Here is a 16,076-nt window from a genome sequence, read left to right as displayed (position 1 = left end):
ATGGAACTACAAATGTCTAAACAAATTTTGATTTTGGCAGGTGATGGTATCGGTCCTGAGATCGTTGCTGCTGCTGAAAAAGTACTGACACGTGTCAATGATAAATTTAATTTAGGTTTAACATGGGAACAGGGTTTGTTAGGGGGCGCAGCAATTGATGCACATGGCGAACCTTACCCTGCTGTAACAGCGGAACAAGCGAAAAAAGCAGATGCAATTTTACTGGGTGCTGTAGGCGGTCCAAAATGGGATAATATTGAACGTTCAATTCGCCCAGAACGTGGTTTATTGAAAATTCGTAGTGAATTAAATCTATTTGCTAACTTACGCCCTGCAATCCTTTATCCGCAATTGGCGGATGCGTCTAGTCTTAAACCAGAGATTGTTTCTGGGTTAGATATCCTTATTGTTCGCGAATTGACGGGTGGCATCTACTTTGGTCAACCACGTGGTATTCGTGAACTCGAAAATGGTGAGAAGCAAGGTTATAACACTGACGTTTATTCAGAGTCTGAAATTAAACGCATCGCAAAAGTTGCTTTTGAAATGGCAAACTTACGCGGTGGTAAAGTTTGTTCAGTGGATAAAGCCAACGTGCTTGAAGTGACTGAGCTTTGGAAGCAGACAGTGACTGCACTTAAAGAACAACAATACCCAAATATTCAACTTTCACATATGTACGTCGATAATGCAGCAATGCAATTGGTTCGTGCGCCAAAACAGTTTGATGTGATTGTGACAGGGAACTTGTTTGGTGACATTCTTTCCGATGAAGCAGCAATGCTAACCGGCTCTATTGGTATGCTTCCATCTGCCTCTTTAGATGAGAATGGCAAAGGTATGTATGAACCTTGTCATGGTTCTGCTCCTGACATTGCTGGCCAAAACGTTGCTAATCCACTTGCAACCATTCTTTCTGTGGCAATGATGCTACGCTACACCTTCCGTGAAGAAGTGGCTGCAAAAGCCATTGAGGATGCTGTAGGGCAAGTTTTAGACCAAGGCTTGCGTACTGGCGATATTATGTCTGATGGTATGCGTAAAGTTGGTACGGCTGAAATGGGCGAGGCTGTCGTTGCGGCGATTGCTTAAATACCTGTTTTAAATGGTTGGTAATAAAAAACACAGCTTAAGCTGTGTTTTTTATTGTTAAATTTTAGCTTTTGATAAGTTTTGATAAAAGTCTATCCATATTCTCGTCATTATAGCGATGGGTATTAGATTCACTTTAAAACAGCTAACAGGCTCGACCTAAATACTCAACAGATTCAGCAACACCATTTTTTAATAGAAAAATGACTTTACAATTAAAATTAATGTTATAGCTTGGTGTGGCAATGGCAATCGTAGAGCCTACAATCGCATTGCTTCCTGCCATAGGGATATTGATTTGTCTAAGAATGGTATAGCTTAAGGTGTTACTGGTGGTTTGAATTTTATCACTCACCTTATATCCCAAAGCCCGAAAATTTAGGGTACTTTGAATTTCAGCACTGGTTTTACCAATAAATTGCTGTAAATATTGATCTAAATTTGCAGGTCGGGTGTTTAAGCTTTTACATCCAACAAGTGCAACAGATGCCAATAAAAACATACATACATGTATTTTCATAAGTTTCACCTAATCCATAGTTAACTTAATTTAGAAATGATTTCTATTCAGTATAATAAATATACAGCCATATGTATGTAGCTTGGTTACAGAGCAAACCAAGTCATATAGATTTTACTAAATAAGCGTCAAACAGACAGAATTGGTGAAGCTGTGAAAAGATCAGTTGTATTAAAATTTAGAACAAATTAGTGCTATCAACTTTGAAGTAAATGGATTACAAGTGATAAATAGGTATAGGAAACAGATTTTAATGTGTCAGATGTATAGTTGCCAGACGATAAAAGATCGTAAGCAGGAGGGTAAATCTTGTGGATAATGAAAAAGCCACCTAAAAGTGGCTTTTGCTTACACTAAAACTTAGCGTGCACGATATGTAATACGACCTTTTGTTAAGTCATATGGAGTCATTTCAACTTTTACATTATCGCCTGTTAAAATACGAATATAGTGTTTACGCATTTTACCAGAAATGTGAGCAATCACTTCGTGACCGTTTTCTAAACGCACACGGAACATAGTATTAGGAAGCGTTTCGGTGACAACGCCTTCGAACTCGATAAGTTCCTCTTTATTGGCCATAGCCTACCTGATGATCAAATTGGAAAGGCGCAAATTATAGGCAATTTTTTGCAGAAAGACAAGAATATTCGGCATTACAAGGCGGTAGATGACTTGAAAATAAGCGAACATATTGTTAAACAATTTCTACAAAAAAAAGCGGATAAATATTGTCAGTTTGGTCAATCGACTGTAATCTAAATTAAATGTTTTAAGTATAAATGAATAACATACAAGGAAGGGCACTGCGTGAGTCAGCTAACTGATGCTTCGGTTGTTTTACGATTAGGCTATCAAGCGATCCGTCGTGCAGGATTGCCGACAGAAGAAATATTATCAAAGGCTGGGGTAGCATTGGGTCAGGTTGACCAAAATGCTCGAACACCGTTGAATGCACAATTTGCATTTTGGGTCGCTGCGGAGGAAGTCAGTAATGATCCAGATATTGGTTTACACCTCGGAGAGCACTTGCCACTGTATCGTGGGCAAGTAATCGAACACCTGTTTATTTCAAGTGAAAACTTTGGCGAAGGCTTAAAGCGTGCTTTGGCTTATCAACGTTTAATTAGTGATGCATTTCATGCCAAATTGATCATTGATGACGATGGACGTTGTTATTTAACCAATGGTGAGCAGCCTTGGGGTGAGAACATCGTCAATCGTCATTTTTCAGAATGTGCTATTTCAGGGATTTTACGCTTCTTTAAATTTATCACTGAAGGACGTTTTGAACCGATTTATATCGATTTTAATTTCACCAATGGTGCTTCTGATGGTGAGTACTATCGTGTTTATGGTTGTCCTGTCAGTTTAGGGCAAAAGGAGACACGTCTTTATTTTGATCCTTCAATTTTAGAATATCCATTGTGGCAAGCGGAGCCTGAGTTATTGCAATTGCATGAACAACTTGCAATTGAAAAACTACAAGAGCTTGCACGTTATGATTTGGTGGGTGAAGTACGCCGTGCCATAGGCTCCACTTTGGAAAGTGGTGAAACAACCCTTGAAACTGTTGCTGCACAACTCAGCATTACCCCACGTCGTTTACGTACACAGCTTTCGGAAGCCAACACCAGCTTTCAGCAAATTCTTTCAGATTATCGTTGTCGCTTAGCCAAGAAATTATTGGCCAATACCACCGAAAGTGTTGAGCGTATTGTTTATTTGACTGGATTCTCTGAGCCAAGTACTTTTTACCGCGCATTTAAACGCTGGACCAATGAAACGCCTGTGGAATATAGAAAGCGTAAACAGCGTTAAGTCGTATGTTTACGGGAAACGAACTGAACAGTTTTAATAAAAAATCCTTCTATTGAGAAGGATTTTTTATATGTAGCCGCAAAAATTATTCAGGCATATTTAACCAATGTGGCCCTAACGGTGGTTGAGGTAATTCAAACTGTTCTGGATAATCTGCATGAATAAAATAAAGCCCATCTGGTGGTGCGGTGATTCCTGCCGCTTTACGATCTTGTGCCGCAAAAATTTCATCAATATGATCCACTTCATATAGACCTTGGCCAATCTCGAGTAAGCAGCCCATGATATTACGTACCATGTGGTGTAAGAAGCCATCTGCCTGAATATCGAGAACTAGATAGTTGCCATGGCGAATTAAGCGGCAATGTTTGACATGACGTACAGGTTGATTGGACTGACATGCCGCAGCACGAAAGCTTTCAAAATTATGCGTACCTTGAAATTTTTGCGCCGCTTCAATCATATTATCCACATTGAGTGGATAATAGGCATGTGTCACTTGTTTATGTAACAGGGCTGGGCGATTTGCCGATTGATAGACCACATAACGATAACGACGTGCCTTTGCCTTAAAACGTGCATGGAAATCGTTATCCATTTCTTTAATCCATTGGATTGAAATGTCTTTGGGCAATTGACTATTTGAACCCATTAACCAGCCACGTATAGGGCGAATCGCATTGGTGTCGAAGTGGGCGACCATATTGGTCGCATGGACACCCGCGTCAGTACGACCTGCACCATGTAAAATAATGGGCTCATCGGCAATTTTACTGAGCACCTTTTCCATGGTTTCCTGAATACTACGTACGCCAGGCTGTTGAGTTTGCCAACCTTTATATCGCATGCCACAAAACTCAATACCAATTGCAAAACGTTGCATAAATACCTCTATTCAGGATGATCATACCAATGGTCATGCCATTGTTCCGAAGAGGGGTATTGTAAATAAATTTTAACAATTTTGGCATAAAGATCTGCTTGGCTCAGTGCATCACTGGCTAAAATTTTTGAATCTTTGATCCATTGGCTAATCGCATAGCGTTGATCCATACCGCCTAGAGGCACTTGAGTCGATAAAATGATTTGGCAGCCATTTTCCTGCAAGCTTTTAATTTTTTGCATAATGCCCGCATTTACGGCTAAATTACCTACCCCATAAGCTTGAATGATCAAGAAATGCGGAGCCTGTTTAGAGAAAATTTCCAGATTATGTTCAAACTGTAATATTTCAGTCGGCACCATCATCCAATTGACGATATTGAGCGATTTGGCTTTTTCGATATGTGAAAGTTGTACCTGAATGACGGAATGATCTACCGCTATTTGCTGTTCGGCTTTGAGTCCTTTAAATGCATCTAAAGCAGTGCTATGGGCTTTTAAAGTGGTTCTGGCATGAATCACTTGATGGTAGAAAGCCAAATACACGCCTACAGGAAGTCGAGTGACGGCATCCAGTGCGGTATTTAAATTATCCAGCGCATCGGTGAATTCTCGAGTATTGTCCCCTTGAATATTGAGCAGTGGATATTGGCTTCCAGTAAGGACGACATGACAGGACTCAGCTAAAAAGCGTGATAAGGTCGCCGCAGCATAACTGAGCGTGTCTGTGCCATGAATAATGACAAAGTGTTGGAAATTTTGGAGTTGTAGGCTTTGTATTTGTTGAATCAGCATAAGCCAGTCAATGGCTGTACATGCACTACTGTCTTTGATACTGGGCGCCTTAAAGCACTCAATTTTAAACTGAGGTGCTAAGACCTTTTTGAGTTGTGGAATAAACTCAGCATCAGGCATCGGCGCTAAAGGCTCGCCAATACAGCCAAAAGTTCCACCCATGTAAATTAAAGCAATTTTTTTGTTCATAATAAAAAAGCAGCCATTCATGACTGCTTTATCTTAAGACGAATAGATTTAAGAAGCTATTTGATTGAGTAAATTTTGTGATTGTTGGCGTTGTTCAGCGGTATACGCTGCTTCATTTTGTGAGAGTAGCTCACGAACGGAAGCATATGCACCCAAATTTAGATATTGTTGAGCAAGGTCTAAATTTAATTGAACTTCATTCACTTGAGCCAGCTCAGGGAATGAATGGAGTAATGGGTCGTTTGCATCTATGGCCAGACTGGTTTCAGCTTCACTAGGCGTTTCAAGGCTAAGTGTTGCTGTACTATGCACTTGCTCAACTGTTTCAGGTTTTGGATCTAAATCAAAACTAAAAGTAGGCTGTGTCTCTGGTTCAGTAGGCGTGAGTTTAAATTCAAACTCACGTACTGGTGTGCTTTCTTCAGTAGCTACTGGGGTAATCGGTTCAGCAAAATCAAGTTTGAATTCTGGTGCGACTTCAACTTCTGCTGCTTTTTCAACTGGAATTGCTGTAGGTTCATTTGCTGTAAACGTGAACTCTAACGGCTTAACAGTTTCAGTTTTAATTTCTGGGGCAGGAGGAACTACTTCAAAAGAAAGCTCAGGTGTTGTTGTTGGCGCTTTTTCAGGTGCAGGATCTAAATTAAATTCTAAAGGCTGAACAGGTTGTTGCGGTGTCTCAACTTTCTGCTCAACAAGCGTTGAATGATCGAATTCTAGCGCATCGACTTGTGCCAGATTTTGCGTTTCGGTTTTAGATACAGCGGGTTGTGAAATTGTTTCTGTATTTCCAATCAAGGCATCAAAGGCAGCTGTATTTTTGCTTTCTGGCACGACAGGGCTTGAGGGCTCAAAAGCAATCGATTCAACTGGATGATCAGCTTGATTGGCTTTTCGTCGTTCTTCGGCTTGAATGACGATTTCGTCTAAGCCCAATGAACGAATATGATTAATCAACTGATTCACTGCAAATTCATCTTTTTGTGCCAGATGCACATCTAAAAGATAAAGATAAAGTTCATGTTGAGCATTGTCTTGGTTTAAAACTTGATTGATTTTTGCTTCAGCAGAAAAATAGTTTTTCTCAGCAATCAGCTTTTCAATATTAGTTTTTAATTCAGGGCTTAATGGTTTTGTTGCTTGTTTAACAATAACTTCATCTTCAACAACAGTGGTCTGTTGTTTTTTTGAGGTACGCGCAGTGCGTGCAACATTTTTCTTTGACGTCTTTTTATTGTTACTTTTTTTGTTATTGGTACTGGCGCTCTCTTTATTGGCATCCTCTCGTTTTTTGAGCACGATCGCCACGACCAAGAGTAGAACAAATGGAATCACATACAACAACATTTTATTTCCCCTTCATTGAGCACAATGAATCAATATTTTGAATATCCTAACTATTTGGTTTTTTTGCATTCTGCTGTTGTAATTGCTGTTGCAATTGAGCGAGCTGAGCATTTAATAATTGAATTCGCTGATTCTTTTGTTGTAAACCTGCTGCAAGTTGGTTCACATTCTTCTGTAATTTAACCGTTTTTTCACGAGAAGTCATAACTTTTGTAGATAATTCAGTAGTGGTCTGATTCAACTGTGTATTTTGCTTTCCTTGACTCTGAGCAGCGGGTTGTTCATTGTCTGCGACTAAACTCATTTCTGCTTGGTCTAAACGATATTTGGCAGAACCCGATTGTTTTTTGGCAATTTCAGGTGCAGTCGTTGCAACTTTATTTTTGCTTTGTGGTATTTGACGATAGCTTGCTGCAAGATTGAGCGCAGCACCACGACGAATACGGTTTACATCACCTTGAATAAACGCATTGGCATTATTTGCTTTAATTTGTCGCATCACTTCTGGAACGCTTTGATTGGTTTCTGCTGCAATCCGAGAAGCAATTTTCCACAGTGACTCATTGGCCTGAACAATATGCTTAGGTTGTTTATCTAATGCTTTATTGGCTTTTTCCTGTTTAAGCGCTTTTTGTGACTCCGCTTTCGATTTCGCTATGCGAGGCTCATTCGATTTTGCTTGCTTGGTCTCAGCTTTGGAATCTTTTGGCTTTTGTGATTCTGCTTTTTGCTCGTCTAATTTAGCGGGTGGGGTCTGAGCTTTTGCAGATTGCACTGGTGCTTTTGCGGCTGGTGGCTGAGGCACTTGTTGTACAGTTACCGTTGGTGTTTGTGGCGTATTCTGAGCACTGCTTTGATGATTGCTTTGAAGAGGGTTCGGAGTATTGGTTGTAGCCGCAGGCGGTGTGTTTGTCGCAACTGTGGTTGGTTTTTGTTCTGTTTTGAGTGCTGGTGGTGCAATTACATTAATCGCTAAAGTACCAGCTGAATCCGTTGTCGTCGTTGCTTTGGTTGCCATAGCTGGTGGAGTTACGACTTCTGGCGTTGTCACGTGGTATTGCGTGCTGGTTGGTAAATTTAATGCAATATCTTTTTCGCTGACGATGATTTGAGGTGTCAGAGGCTTTTCTTTGACTAAAGCATTGCTCATTGGAGCAGGGAGGTTGCTACGCCCACGGGTCAATGGGGCTTTGACTTGTTGAATATGGGTCGCACTGCCTTCTTTGACTTTTAATAATATATTTAATTCAGATTCAACAATCGGACGAGAAGAGGTAATCACAATCACCCCAGTGCCATCTCCGGAACGACGAGTATAAAAATTTAAATGTCCAGGTGCTTGCGTGGAAATACCAATATTTTGAATATCATCTGCATCGGCTAATCCGACTTCTATTTTTTCATTTGGATTTGCATTACTAAACTTCATTTCAGCATAAAGCAGATCACCAGACCCTGATTGAACTTGAATCGGGTCTATTGTAATCGCACTCACCGCTTGCGACGTCATGATGGCTAAAATGGCAATTTTTAATTTGTTATATACAGTCATCTCTATCCATTGCTCTGACAAAGTTCAAGGCATCCCCATAATACAATATTTAGCTGTAGTCTATATGTAAAATATTAACATTAGAGTTACATAAATATAGTTACATAAAAAAGCCGATCAAGATAGATCGGCTTTTTCATTGTTTATGAGTTTTTTGTGACTTTAAGCATTTTTATAGTCGATTAAGATACGTAACATACGACGTAAAGGCTCAGCAGCACCCCAAAGTAATTGGTCACCTACAGTGAATGCGCCTAAATACTCTTTACCCATATTTAATTTACGTAAACGACCTACTGGCACAGATAGAGTACCTGTTACAGTGACTGGAGTAAGATCCGTCATTGATGCATCACGTGTATTTGGAACCACTTTTGCCCATTGGTTAGACTGACGAATCATGTCCTCAATCTCATCAAGCGGAACATCTTTTTTCAATTTCAATGTTAAGGCTTGAGAGTGACAACGCATTGCACCAATACGTACACAGTGACCATCAATTGGAACAATCTGAGCATTACCTAAGATTTTGTTGGTTTCAACTTGACCTTTCCACTCTTCTTTAGATTGACCGCTTTCAAGTTGCTTATCAATATAAGGGATCAACGAACCCGCTAAAGGCACACCGAAGTTTGCTTTCGGGAAAGCTTCGCCACGTTGTAATTCGGCAATTCGGCTGTCGATGTCTAAAATCGCAGAACGTGGATCATCTAACAAGTCTTGAGTATTGTTATATAAATAGCCCATACCTGTGATCAGCTCACGCATGTTTTGCGCGCCAGCACCTGAAGCGGCTTGATACGTCATCGCCGTCATCCATTCCACCAAATTGTGTTGGAACAGTGAACCCATGCCCATCAACATCAAAGAAACCGTACAGTTACCGCCAACAAATGTTTTAATACCATTGACCAAACCGTCTTTGATAACATTTAAGTTGACTGGGTCGAGTACGATGATTGCTTCATCATCCATACGTAATGTAGAAGCTGCATCGATCCAATAGCCTTTCCAACCTTCAGCTTTTAGCTGAGGAAAGACTTCTGATGTATAGTCGCCACCTTGACAGGTAATAATGACATCCATTTGCTTCAGACTGGTAATGTCCGTCGCTTCCATAAGTGCTGGAGCAGTTTTACCACCAAAAGCAGGCGATTCACCACCTGCGTTACTGGTAGAGAAATAGAATGGCTCAAAATGAGCAAAATCATTCTCTTCAACCATACGTTGCATAAGGACAGAACCAACCATCCCGCGCCAACCGACCAGACCTACTTTCATGTCACTTTGCCTCGGTGCGTTAAAAAATAAAAGGGGGTTTGAGTGTATCAAAAGAGTGTGTAACTGCAATAGCATACACAATGAAAACACAACTATATTGTGCAATATATCTTGTTTATGATACATGCAAAATTGATATTAATTTATGAATCATTCAAAAATTAAGAATATAAGAGTGACAAAATATGATCTGGATAGAAGTACTTGCGTTGATCGTGATTTGGCTAAGTTTCTGGTCACTGATTCCCCGTGATGAATGGTGGTTTAGAGGTGCTGATTTTCCACGCTTGCAGATATTATTTGTTGGTTTGATTGCCTTGGTCTTGATGTTGTTTTGGACAGCGCCGTGGGACTTGGCTCGTGAAGTGATTTTATTTTTATTGATAGCTGCCTTAGCTTTTCAATTAAAGATGGTTTTGCCTTATACCTTCATTTGGAAGAAACAAGTCAAACAGGTGAGCAAAGATCAGCTTAATCCTGATCAGCAAATTTCAGTGATTGTGTCGAATGTGCTGACACCGAATGATCAATATCACTTATTGCTTGAGCAAATTGAACAGCACCAGCCAGATATTGTTTTGACACTTGAAACTGATCAAACTTGGCAAAATGAATTGACTCAAATTGAAAAAGACTATCCTTATCGTGTGGCTATACCTTTAGACAATCTCTATGGGATGCATTTGTATAGCAAACTCAAGCTGGTCGATACAGAGGTTAAATTCATTCTCAGTGATGAAATTCCGTCTATTCATACCACGGTGATTTTACCATCTGGGCAAGCGGTGCAACTGTATTGTTTACATCCCAAACCACCAAGCCCAACAGAAGCCAAAGACTCGACTTTGCGTGATGCTGAATTGCTTATTGTGGGGGATCAGATCAAAGACTTGGATGAGAGCTGTATTGTTATGGGTGATTTAAACGATGTTGCTTGGTCACGCACAACACGTTTATTTCAGCGTATTAGTGGTTTGCTTGATCCACGTGTGGGGCGCAGATATATCAACACCTTCCATGCCAATTATAAATTTTTAAGATGGTCTTTGGATCATTTATTTCACAGTACAGATTTTGCTTTAGTACATATGCAACGACTGCCTCATGTGGGTTCAGATCATTTTCCGATTTATGTAGTATTACAAACAGGGCGTATTTTTGAGCAAACTCAAGAAGAGTTAGAGCAAACCGATGCAGATGAAAGGGAAGCGCAAGAGGCAATTCAGGAAGGGATTGAAAAAGCAGAGAAAGAGGAGAAGTTGGTGACTGATGAAATTGCGCAAAGTTATAAAGCTGGAACCTGATTGTCTGACAATAAAATTAAAAAACGGCTGATTTTTGTAAGCAATTACTTACATGGATTTAGGCCCTAAGCGGATAGCATGCAAAGCATATTCGTTTTAATCTTTACTTATCGACACAGGGAATGAGAACGGAAAATCTCACTAAGGAAGACGAAGTCGATGGAGCAATCATCAAGGATTTGATGTTGGAATGGATAACCAAGAAAATAAGAATAAGATGTGAAAGCACAACCTCATGAACCCGAGTTTTGCAGGATGCAGAACTCGGGTTATGCTTTATTTATGGTATATAATTTAGAATAGACAAAATTGAAAATAAAAAAGAGTGGCTATGTTTCTCGCAAAAGTTCAAGAATTCGCTTCAAGTCTTAAACATTTTACTGGTTTAAGTAGTGATGCTTTATTTATCTATACAGGTTTAATCATCTATTTTATTGTTGCTGCAATTCATAAAAGACAACTTAAATCAAATCTTGCGATTATCGCCACAGTGGTGTTTGCCTTTGTAATTGAAATCTTTAATGCACGCGCAGATATTTTTGGTAGAGGCTATTGGCGTATTTGGGAAAGTATCCATAGCATAGTCAATATGATTTTTTGGCCTTATGTGATTTGGGCGATGGCACGTTTTCGAGTATGGAAAGGTTAGGTCTTTCTACTTAACCCGCTTATGATTCAGATTGTTTTTATTTTCCATAATGTTGATTTAAGGCGTCCATTTCAGCAGAAATTTTTTGTTGAAGCGCCATTGAACGTTTACCAAGTTGCTTAAATTCATCACTGGGTGCATTTGCATTAAAATCTGGGGCTGTTGAAAGCATATACATTTTCTGACTGGTGATTAAATTATCAATCATTTGTGTGCGTAGACTTTGTACTTCACTACTTTTTAAATTTAATGCCATGATTTGTTGTTGAGTTGCCGCTTGTATATCATTGGCTTTGAGTAAAATCTGTTGGTGCTTTTCAGGTTGGCGAGTGGCTGATTGAAGCTCCGCTCTTAATTGAAGTGCTTGAGTATTTGCATGATTGACGATCTGATTAAGTTGAGCTAAGTCTGTTGTAATCTCTGTTGCGTTGGCTGTACTCAGTTCAGTCGCTTTGCTTTTCCAATTGTCTTGAGTTGTTGCAGTAGACGTAGTTTCTGAGGTTTTGTTTTGGGCGATATCTGCTTTTTGCTCTGAACATGCGGTAAACATCAAACTGAAACTGATCAAACATGAAAAAAGAACTTTATTGGTGATATTCATTGTTTTATTTTCCTTAAATTTGAATTTATTATTGATAAATCTTAATTCGCTTTGTTTAATCAAGAAAGTGGGCATATGTAACTAGACACAGTTTGCCATGAACGATGCTATTTAGATGCCAGATGACCAAAATAAAAAAGGAGATATTTTATATCTCCTGATTGTTAAAACAAAACACTTAAACTTAATAGATTTTCTCGTAGCCTTTTGGACGTGTTTTAAAGCGACGATGAAACCACATATATTGTGTCGGTGCGATCCGCAGTTGATTTTCAATGATTTTATTGACACGAATCGCATCATCCATTTCATCTTCACTGGGTAATGGATCAACAGCAGGTTCAATAAGCACATGATATTTTGGATCTTTGATATCACCATCACGATAAAAATACAGTGGGATTGCGACAGCTTTTGATATTTTCAATAAACGTCGATGCGCTGTTACTGTTGCAGCGGGCGTACCAAAAAAGGGTGCCATCACCCCTTGTTTTAATCCAAAATCCTGATCTGGACTATACCAAATCGCATCACCTTCTTTCAGATGGCGAATCAATCCACGCATATCATCATGATCAATCTGCGCTTTATAAATCGTTGCACGACAACGATAAATTAGCATATCGAGTAAAGGATTATTCTGTGGGCGATATACGACATCAGGTTCAAAAAATTGTGCGCATAAATAACCACCAGCATCAAGCATGGTGCTATGGGTGCCGAGTAACAGTATGCCTTGACCATTTTGTTTGGCCTGTTGGATATGCTCTAGCCCTTGAATGCTGACGCGGTTTTTAAACCATTGTGGTGAGTACCATGCATTTAAGGTTTCAAAGACCCCGACCATTTGATCAACAAAGACTTGTCTTGAATTGTCGATGACTTGTTCAGGCGACCATTCTGGAAAGCAGACTTCTAAATTACGTGTTGTTGTTTCACGACGCGATTTCAGTCGGTCAAAGGCAATATTGCCCAACAATGTTGCTAAGCGATACTGAATTGCCCAAGGCAAAATTGCGAGCATCATCAAAAATACAATCGCAATCCAGATTCCCCAATATTTCGGATGTAAAAATGCCCAATAAAATTTTCCAGGCTCGTATTGATGCTTTTTACTCATAGCAGTTTTGTAAATTTTGGGGAAGTTAAAACTGAAAGGAGTGTAGCATGAAGCGGTTTAAAGAAGAAAATTCAAGATGTCATTCACTCTCATTGAGGATACGCAAGGAAGCATGACGTGAAAATAATTCGGTTAATTCAAGGTGATATTACAGTTCAAAAGGTGGATGCAATTGTAAATGCTGCCAATACCTCGTTACTTGGCGGTGGTGGTGTGGATGGTGCAATTCATCGAAAAGGTGGTTCTGCTATTTTGGAGGATTGTCAAAAGATCCGAGCCAGACAGGGTGGTTGTGCAGTTGGTGAAGCAGTGATTACCACAGCGGGGTTGTTGCCCTGTAATTATGTGATTCATACCGTGGGCCCCACTTGGCAAGATGGACAGCATGCTGAAAATGAATTGCTTGAGAAAGCCTATCTCAATAGCTTAAGACTCGCTGAGCAACATCAGCTAAAAACACTGGCATTTCCGAATATTTCAACAGGGATTTATCGTTTTCCCAAATCAGAGGCAGCATTTATCGCTATAAACAGCGTGACTAAGTTTTTAACCCAGACGAACAACTTAGAGGAAGTCAGTTTCGTGTGTTTTGATTTGGAAAATTTTAAAATCTATCGCCAACATCTTGCTGAGATTGATCAAAAGCAAGTGCATGTTTTAGGTATATAATCGCAGTTACTCACTGACTATTTTAGACAACCTTGCGATGAGAGATACCTACTTAGACAGTTGTAAGGCAACACTGATATTTCTTGTGGTTCTCGGGCACTTTCTAGAACGCATGATCGGTTGGAAAGATCCGATGGATCATGTCTTATTAGGTACGATTTATTTTGTACATATGCCTGCTTTTATCTTTATTTCGGGCATGTTGTTTAAAGACAGTAAATGGTTTAAGAATATTCTATTTTTTGTTGCGCTCTATTTACCTTTTCAAATTCTATTTCCTGCATTTGATGCCATCTGGTCAGGTAAATTTCAGCTCAATTGGAATGTGTTTGAACGACCTTATTGGATCTTATGGTATCTGTTGGGCATGATGGTATGGACAACGCTTAGCCATTTTTTGATAAAAACAAAATTTGCACTGCTGATTGCACTGATTCTTGCTTTATGTGTCGGCTTAAGCCCATGGAACAATTACCAATACTCAATCGGAAGAATTTTTAGCTTCTTTCCATTTTTTATTGTGGGTGCACTTTATGGCAAAACTATTGTCGAGAAAATTCAGCAATTTAAATTCACTCAAATTTTAGCTGGATTCATCGTGATGGGTATTGCAAGCTTGGTGTATTTCACCCAAATCAATCCATTTTGGTTATATGGCAGTTTAAGTTATCAGCAACTTAAGGTAAGTATGTGGGATGGTACTTGGATCAGAATAGGCTGTCTTTTGGTGTCGAGTTTGGGCATTTTCGCGATGTTTGCATGGACAAAATTATTAAATATTGGCTGTGTGCAACTTGGAAAAAACACCTTGGCGGTGTATTTGCTACATGGTTTTGTGGTGATGTTGATTGCACGTTATTGGCAACTGGATTTTAATATTTTTGTGGAAATTGGGATTTGTATTGGTTTATCTGTATTGACTTGCTGGATGTTACAACAGCAATTTTTTGATATTTTATTAAGAAAATTATCTTTATGGTTAATCAAACCTGTTGAAAAATTCGGTTTAAAGTAGCGAATGGATTTGAAGCGATCCAGAGCATTCGCTGAAAATTTAAAAGCTACACTGTTGGTGTAGCTTTTAAGCATGAGGATCATAATTTTATAAAGCGACAGTTTTAAAGTGGATTATTTGGTTGCTGCTTTACCCTCTACTTTTTTTGCTGTTGCTGATTTTTGTGCAGCGGCATGGTGTTTTTGGCTATGACCAGCTTTATGTTGTTTTTGCATTTGATGGGTTTTAACCGCTTGAGTCGAATGCTGTGCTGGAGTTGCTGCCATTGCAGAACCTGCGAAAATTGCTGTGGTGAATGCTGCAACAAGTAATGATGTAACTTTTTTCATGATCATATTCTCACTAAATAATTCGAGATCTGAACTAGATTCGATAATCATATCTTGGTGGATTTGTATGGAAACATCATGAAGTGCTTGTAGCGAAATTCAGTATAAATGAAATGATCATTGGTAAGATGAGTGGGGAATGGTAAGTGCTTTGATTTTTTAAGTTTTATTTAATTTTAATCAGTAAAGTATTGCCGTCATTTTAACTTGAACTAAGCCATTTAAATAAGTGCGTTTATTTTTAAAAATGAAAGAGTCTGTTATATATCATTTCAAGTATTATTTAGATAACGAAATGCTGATTACAGACTTAAGTTTAGCATTTTGATCTTTTACTGCTACTCCACTATTGAAATGTGCCTCACATGAATAAAACAATCAGAAGAGCAACCACAAAGGACTTAATTGCAATTACCCAATTGATTGCGCCTTTTATTGATGAATTTGCAATTAATGACAGTGGGCGACAACTGTTTTGCGTAAGTATGATTGAAAAAATGCTTGAGAATCCTGAAATTCACTATTTTGTTTATAGCGATCATCAGTAGATGATCGGTGTTATTGCGTATAAGAATCCTGCCCATTTGGTTCATTTCTTTATATCGAAAGAGAAGCAAGCTCAGGGAATTGGCCGAACAATGTGGGACTTTATTTTGCAGGAGGTGCAAAAGTCTGGTGTTTCAGTATTTACGGTAAATTCAAGCTGTAATGCACAACCTGTTTATGAACGATTTGGCTTTGTGGTGAAAGATGAAACCATTGAAAATCATGGGTTACATTATGTTCCAATGTCTTTAAATCTGGTTAATACATAAAGCTGAAAATATGTCTTGTATATCTATAAGATGATTGATCAATGTTGTTGGTTTCAATGTCGGCAGGCTCAATAAAAACTCCGCATATTTGCGGA

At 39.1% G+C, this 16,076-nt stretch carries 18 protein-coding genes; 8 read left to right on the top strand and 10 right to left on the bottom strand.

The window, feature by feature from the left end; translation table 11 throughout:
- Positions 1–12: 12 nt before the first annotated feature.
- Positions 13–1,092 (top strand): 3-isopropylmalate dehydrogenase, encoded by a 1,080-nt coding sequence (leuB, locus tag ACQ7EO_RS19075; protein ID WP_004718091.1) that lies wholly within the window; start codon positions 13–15, stop codon positions 1,090–1,092.
- 145 nt (positions 1,093–1,237) lie between these two features.
- Here the strand turns inward: leuB and ACQ7EO_RS19070 are convergent, their stop codons facing one another.
- Entirely contained in the window at positions 1,238–1,612 is a 375-nt protein-coding gene (locus tag ACQ7EO_RS19070) for a hypothetical protein (RefSeq protein ID WP_004818791.1), read from the bottom strand.
- Between the two features lie 360 nt (positions 1,613–1,972).
- Positions 1,973–2,194, bottom strand: coding sequence for a translation initiation factor IF-1 (gene infA / locus ACQ7EO_RS19065; RefSeq protein WP_004718087.1), 222 nt, complete (start codon positions 2,192–2,194; stop codon positions 1,973–1,975).
- Positions 2,195–2,422: 228 nt separating this feature from the next.
- Between infA and ACQ7EO_RS19060 the strand changes: the two genes are divergently transcribed.
- Complete coding sequence (locus ACQ7EO_RS19060) at positions 2,423–3,433, top strand: AraC family transcriptional regulator (RefSeq protein WP_004818793.1); 1,011 nt, start codon at positions 2,423–2,425, stop codon at positions 3,431–3,433.
- An 85-nt stretch (positions 3,434–3,518) separates the two neighbouring features.
- On the opposite strand, the gene truA is transcribed toward ACQ7EO_RS19060, so the two are convergent.
- From truA to asd, 5 genes are all read right to left on the bottom strand, one after another.
- The gene (gene truA / locus ACQ7EO_RS19055; protein ID WP_434278387.1) at positions 3,519–4,316 is read right to left on the bottom strand and encodes a tRNA pseudouridine(38-40) synthase TruA; all 798 of its coding nucleotides are present in this window, start codon (positions 4,314–4,316) and stop codon (positions 3,519–3,521) included.
- 8 nt (positions 4,317–4,324) lie between these two features.
- Complete coding sequence (locus ACQ7EO_RS19050) at positions 4,325–5,299, bottom strand: asparaginase domain-containing protein (RefSeq protein WP_434278385.1); 975 nt, start codon at positions 5,297–5,299, stop codon at positions 4,325–4,327.
- Between the two features lie 48 nt (positions 5,300–5,347).
- Complete coding sequence (locus tag ACQ7EO_RS19045) at positions 5,348–6,646, bottom strand: hypothetical protein (RefSeq protein ID WP_034611634.1); 1,299 nt, start codon at positions 6,644–6,646, stop codon at positions 5,348–5,350.
- Positions 6,647–6,692: 46 nt separating this feature from the next.
- Entirely contained in the window at positions 6,693–8,198 is a 1,506-nt protein-coding gene (locus ACQ7EO_RS19040; RefSeq protein ID WP_434278384.1) for a hypothetical protein, read from the bottom strand.
- Between the two features lie 162 nt (positions 8,199–8,360).
- A complete protein-coding gene (gene asd, locus ACQ7EO_RS19035; RefSeq protein WP_434278383.1) occupies positions 8,361–9,479 on the bottom strand; it encodes an aspartate-semialdehyde dehydrogenase in 1,119 nt (372 codons plus the stop codon).
- Between the two features lie 185 nt (positions 9,480–9,664).
- On the opposite strand from asd, the gene ACQ7EO_RS19030 reads away from it, so the two are divergent.
- Both ACQ7EO_RS19030 and ACQ7EO_RS19025 read left to right on the top strand, forming a co-directional pair.
- Positions 9,665–10,783 carry an endonuclease/exonuclease/phosphatase family protein gene (locus tag ACQ7EO_RS19030; protein ID WP_434278381.1) on the top strand — a complete coding sequence of 373 codons (1,119 nt, stop codon included), beginning with the start codon at positions 9,665–9,667 and terminating at the stop codon, positions 10,781–10,783.
- Positions 10,784–11,114: 331 nt separating this feature from the next.
- Entirely contained in the window at positions 11,115–11,432 is a 318-nt protein-coding gene (locus tag ACQ7EO_RS19025) for a hypothetical protein (protein WP_434278380.1), read from the top strand.
- Between the two features lie 37 nt (positions 11,433–11,469).
- On the opposite strand, the gene ACQ7EO_RS19020 is transcribed toward ACQ7EO_RS19025, so the two are convergent.
- Both ACQ7EO_RS19020 and ACQ7EO_RS19015 read right to left on the bottom strand, forming a co-directional pair.
- Positions 11,470–12,033, bottom strand: a complete 564-nt coding sequence (locus ACQ7EO_RS19020) for a hypothetical protein (RefSeq protein WP_434278379.1) — start codon at positions 12,031–12,033, stop codon at positions 11,470–11,472.
- 184 nt (positions 12,034–12,217) lie between these two features.
- Positions 12,218–13,153 (bottom strand): lauroyl acyltransferase, encoded by a 936-nt coding sequence (locus tag ACQ7EO_RS19015; RefSeq protein WP_056516890.1) that lies wholly within the window; start codon positions 13,151–13,153, stop codon positions 12,218–12,220.
- Positions 13,154–13,270: 117 nt separating this feature from the next.
- Here ACQ7EO_RS19015 and ACQ7EO_RS19010 point away from each other — a divergent pair, with 117 nt between their 5' ends.
- Both ACQ7EO_RS19010 and ACQ7EO_RS19005 read left to right on the top strand, forming a co-directional pair.
- Entirely contained in the window at positions 13,271–13,822 is a 552-nt protein-coding gene (locus ACQ7EO_RS19010; RefSeq protein WP_262782167.1) for an O-acetyl-ADP-ribose deacetylase, read from the top strand.
- Between the two features lie 37 nt (positions 13,823–13,859).
- Positions 13,860–14,837, top strand: coding sequence for an acyltransferase family protein (locus ACQ7EO_RS19005; RefSeq protein ID WP_434278377.1), 978 nt, complete (start codon positions 13,860–13,862; stop codon positions 14,835–14,837).
- 113 nt (positions 14,838–14,950) lie between these two features.
- Here the strand turns inward: ACQ7EO_RS19005 and ACQ7EO_RS19000 are convergent, their stop codons facing one another.
- Positions 14,951–15,166 (bottom strand): hypothetical protein, encoded by a 216-nt coding sequence (locus ACQ7EO_RS19000; RefSeq protein WP_224964682.1) that lies wholly within the window; start codon positions 15,164–15,166, stop codon positions 14,951–14,953.
- 365 nt (positions 15,167–15,531) lie between these two features.
- On the opposite strand from ACQ7EO_RS19000, the gene ACQ7EO_RS18995 reads away from it, so the two are divergent.
- Both ACQ7EO_RS18995 and ACQ7EO_RS18990 read left to right on the top strand, forming a co-directional pair.
- Positions 15,532–15,714: a hypothetical protein gene (locus ACQ7EO_RS18995; RefSeq protein ID WP_434278376.1), complete on the top strand. Its 183-nt coding sequence runs from the start codon at positions 15,532–15,534 to the stop codon at positions 15,712–15,714.
- Complete coding sequence (locus ACQ7EO_RS18990; protein ID WP_434278374.1) at positions 15,715–15,981, top strand: GNAT family N-acetyltransferase; 267 nt, start codon at positions 15,715–15,717, stop codon at positions 15,979–15,981. It abuts the gene before it with no gap.
- The last annotated feature ends 95 nt before the right edge of the window (positions 15,982–16,076 follow it).

The sequence above is a fragment of the Acinetobacter sp. CE-15 genome, assembly GCF_051059255.1.
Classification (GTDB): Bacteria; Pseudomonadota; Gammaproteobacteria; order Pseudomonadales; family Moraxellaceae; genus Acinetobacter; species Acinetobacter guillouiae.
This window is presented reverse-complemented; position numbering and strand designations above follow the sequence as displayed.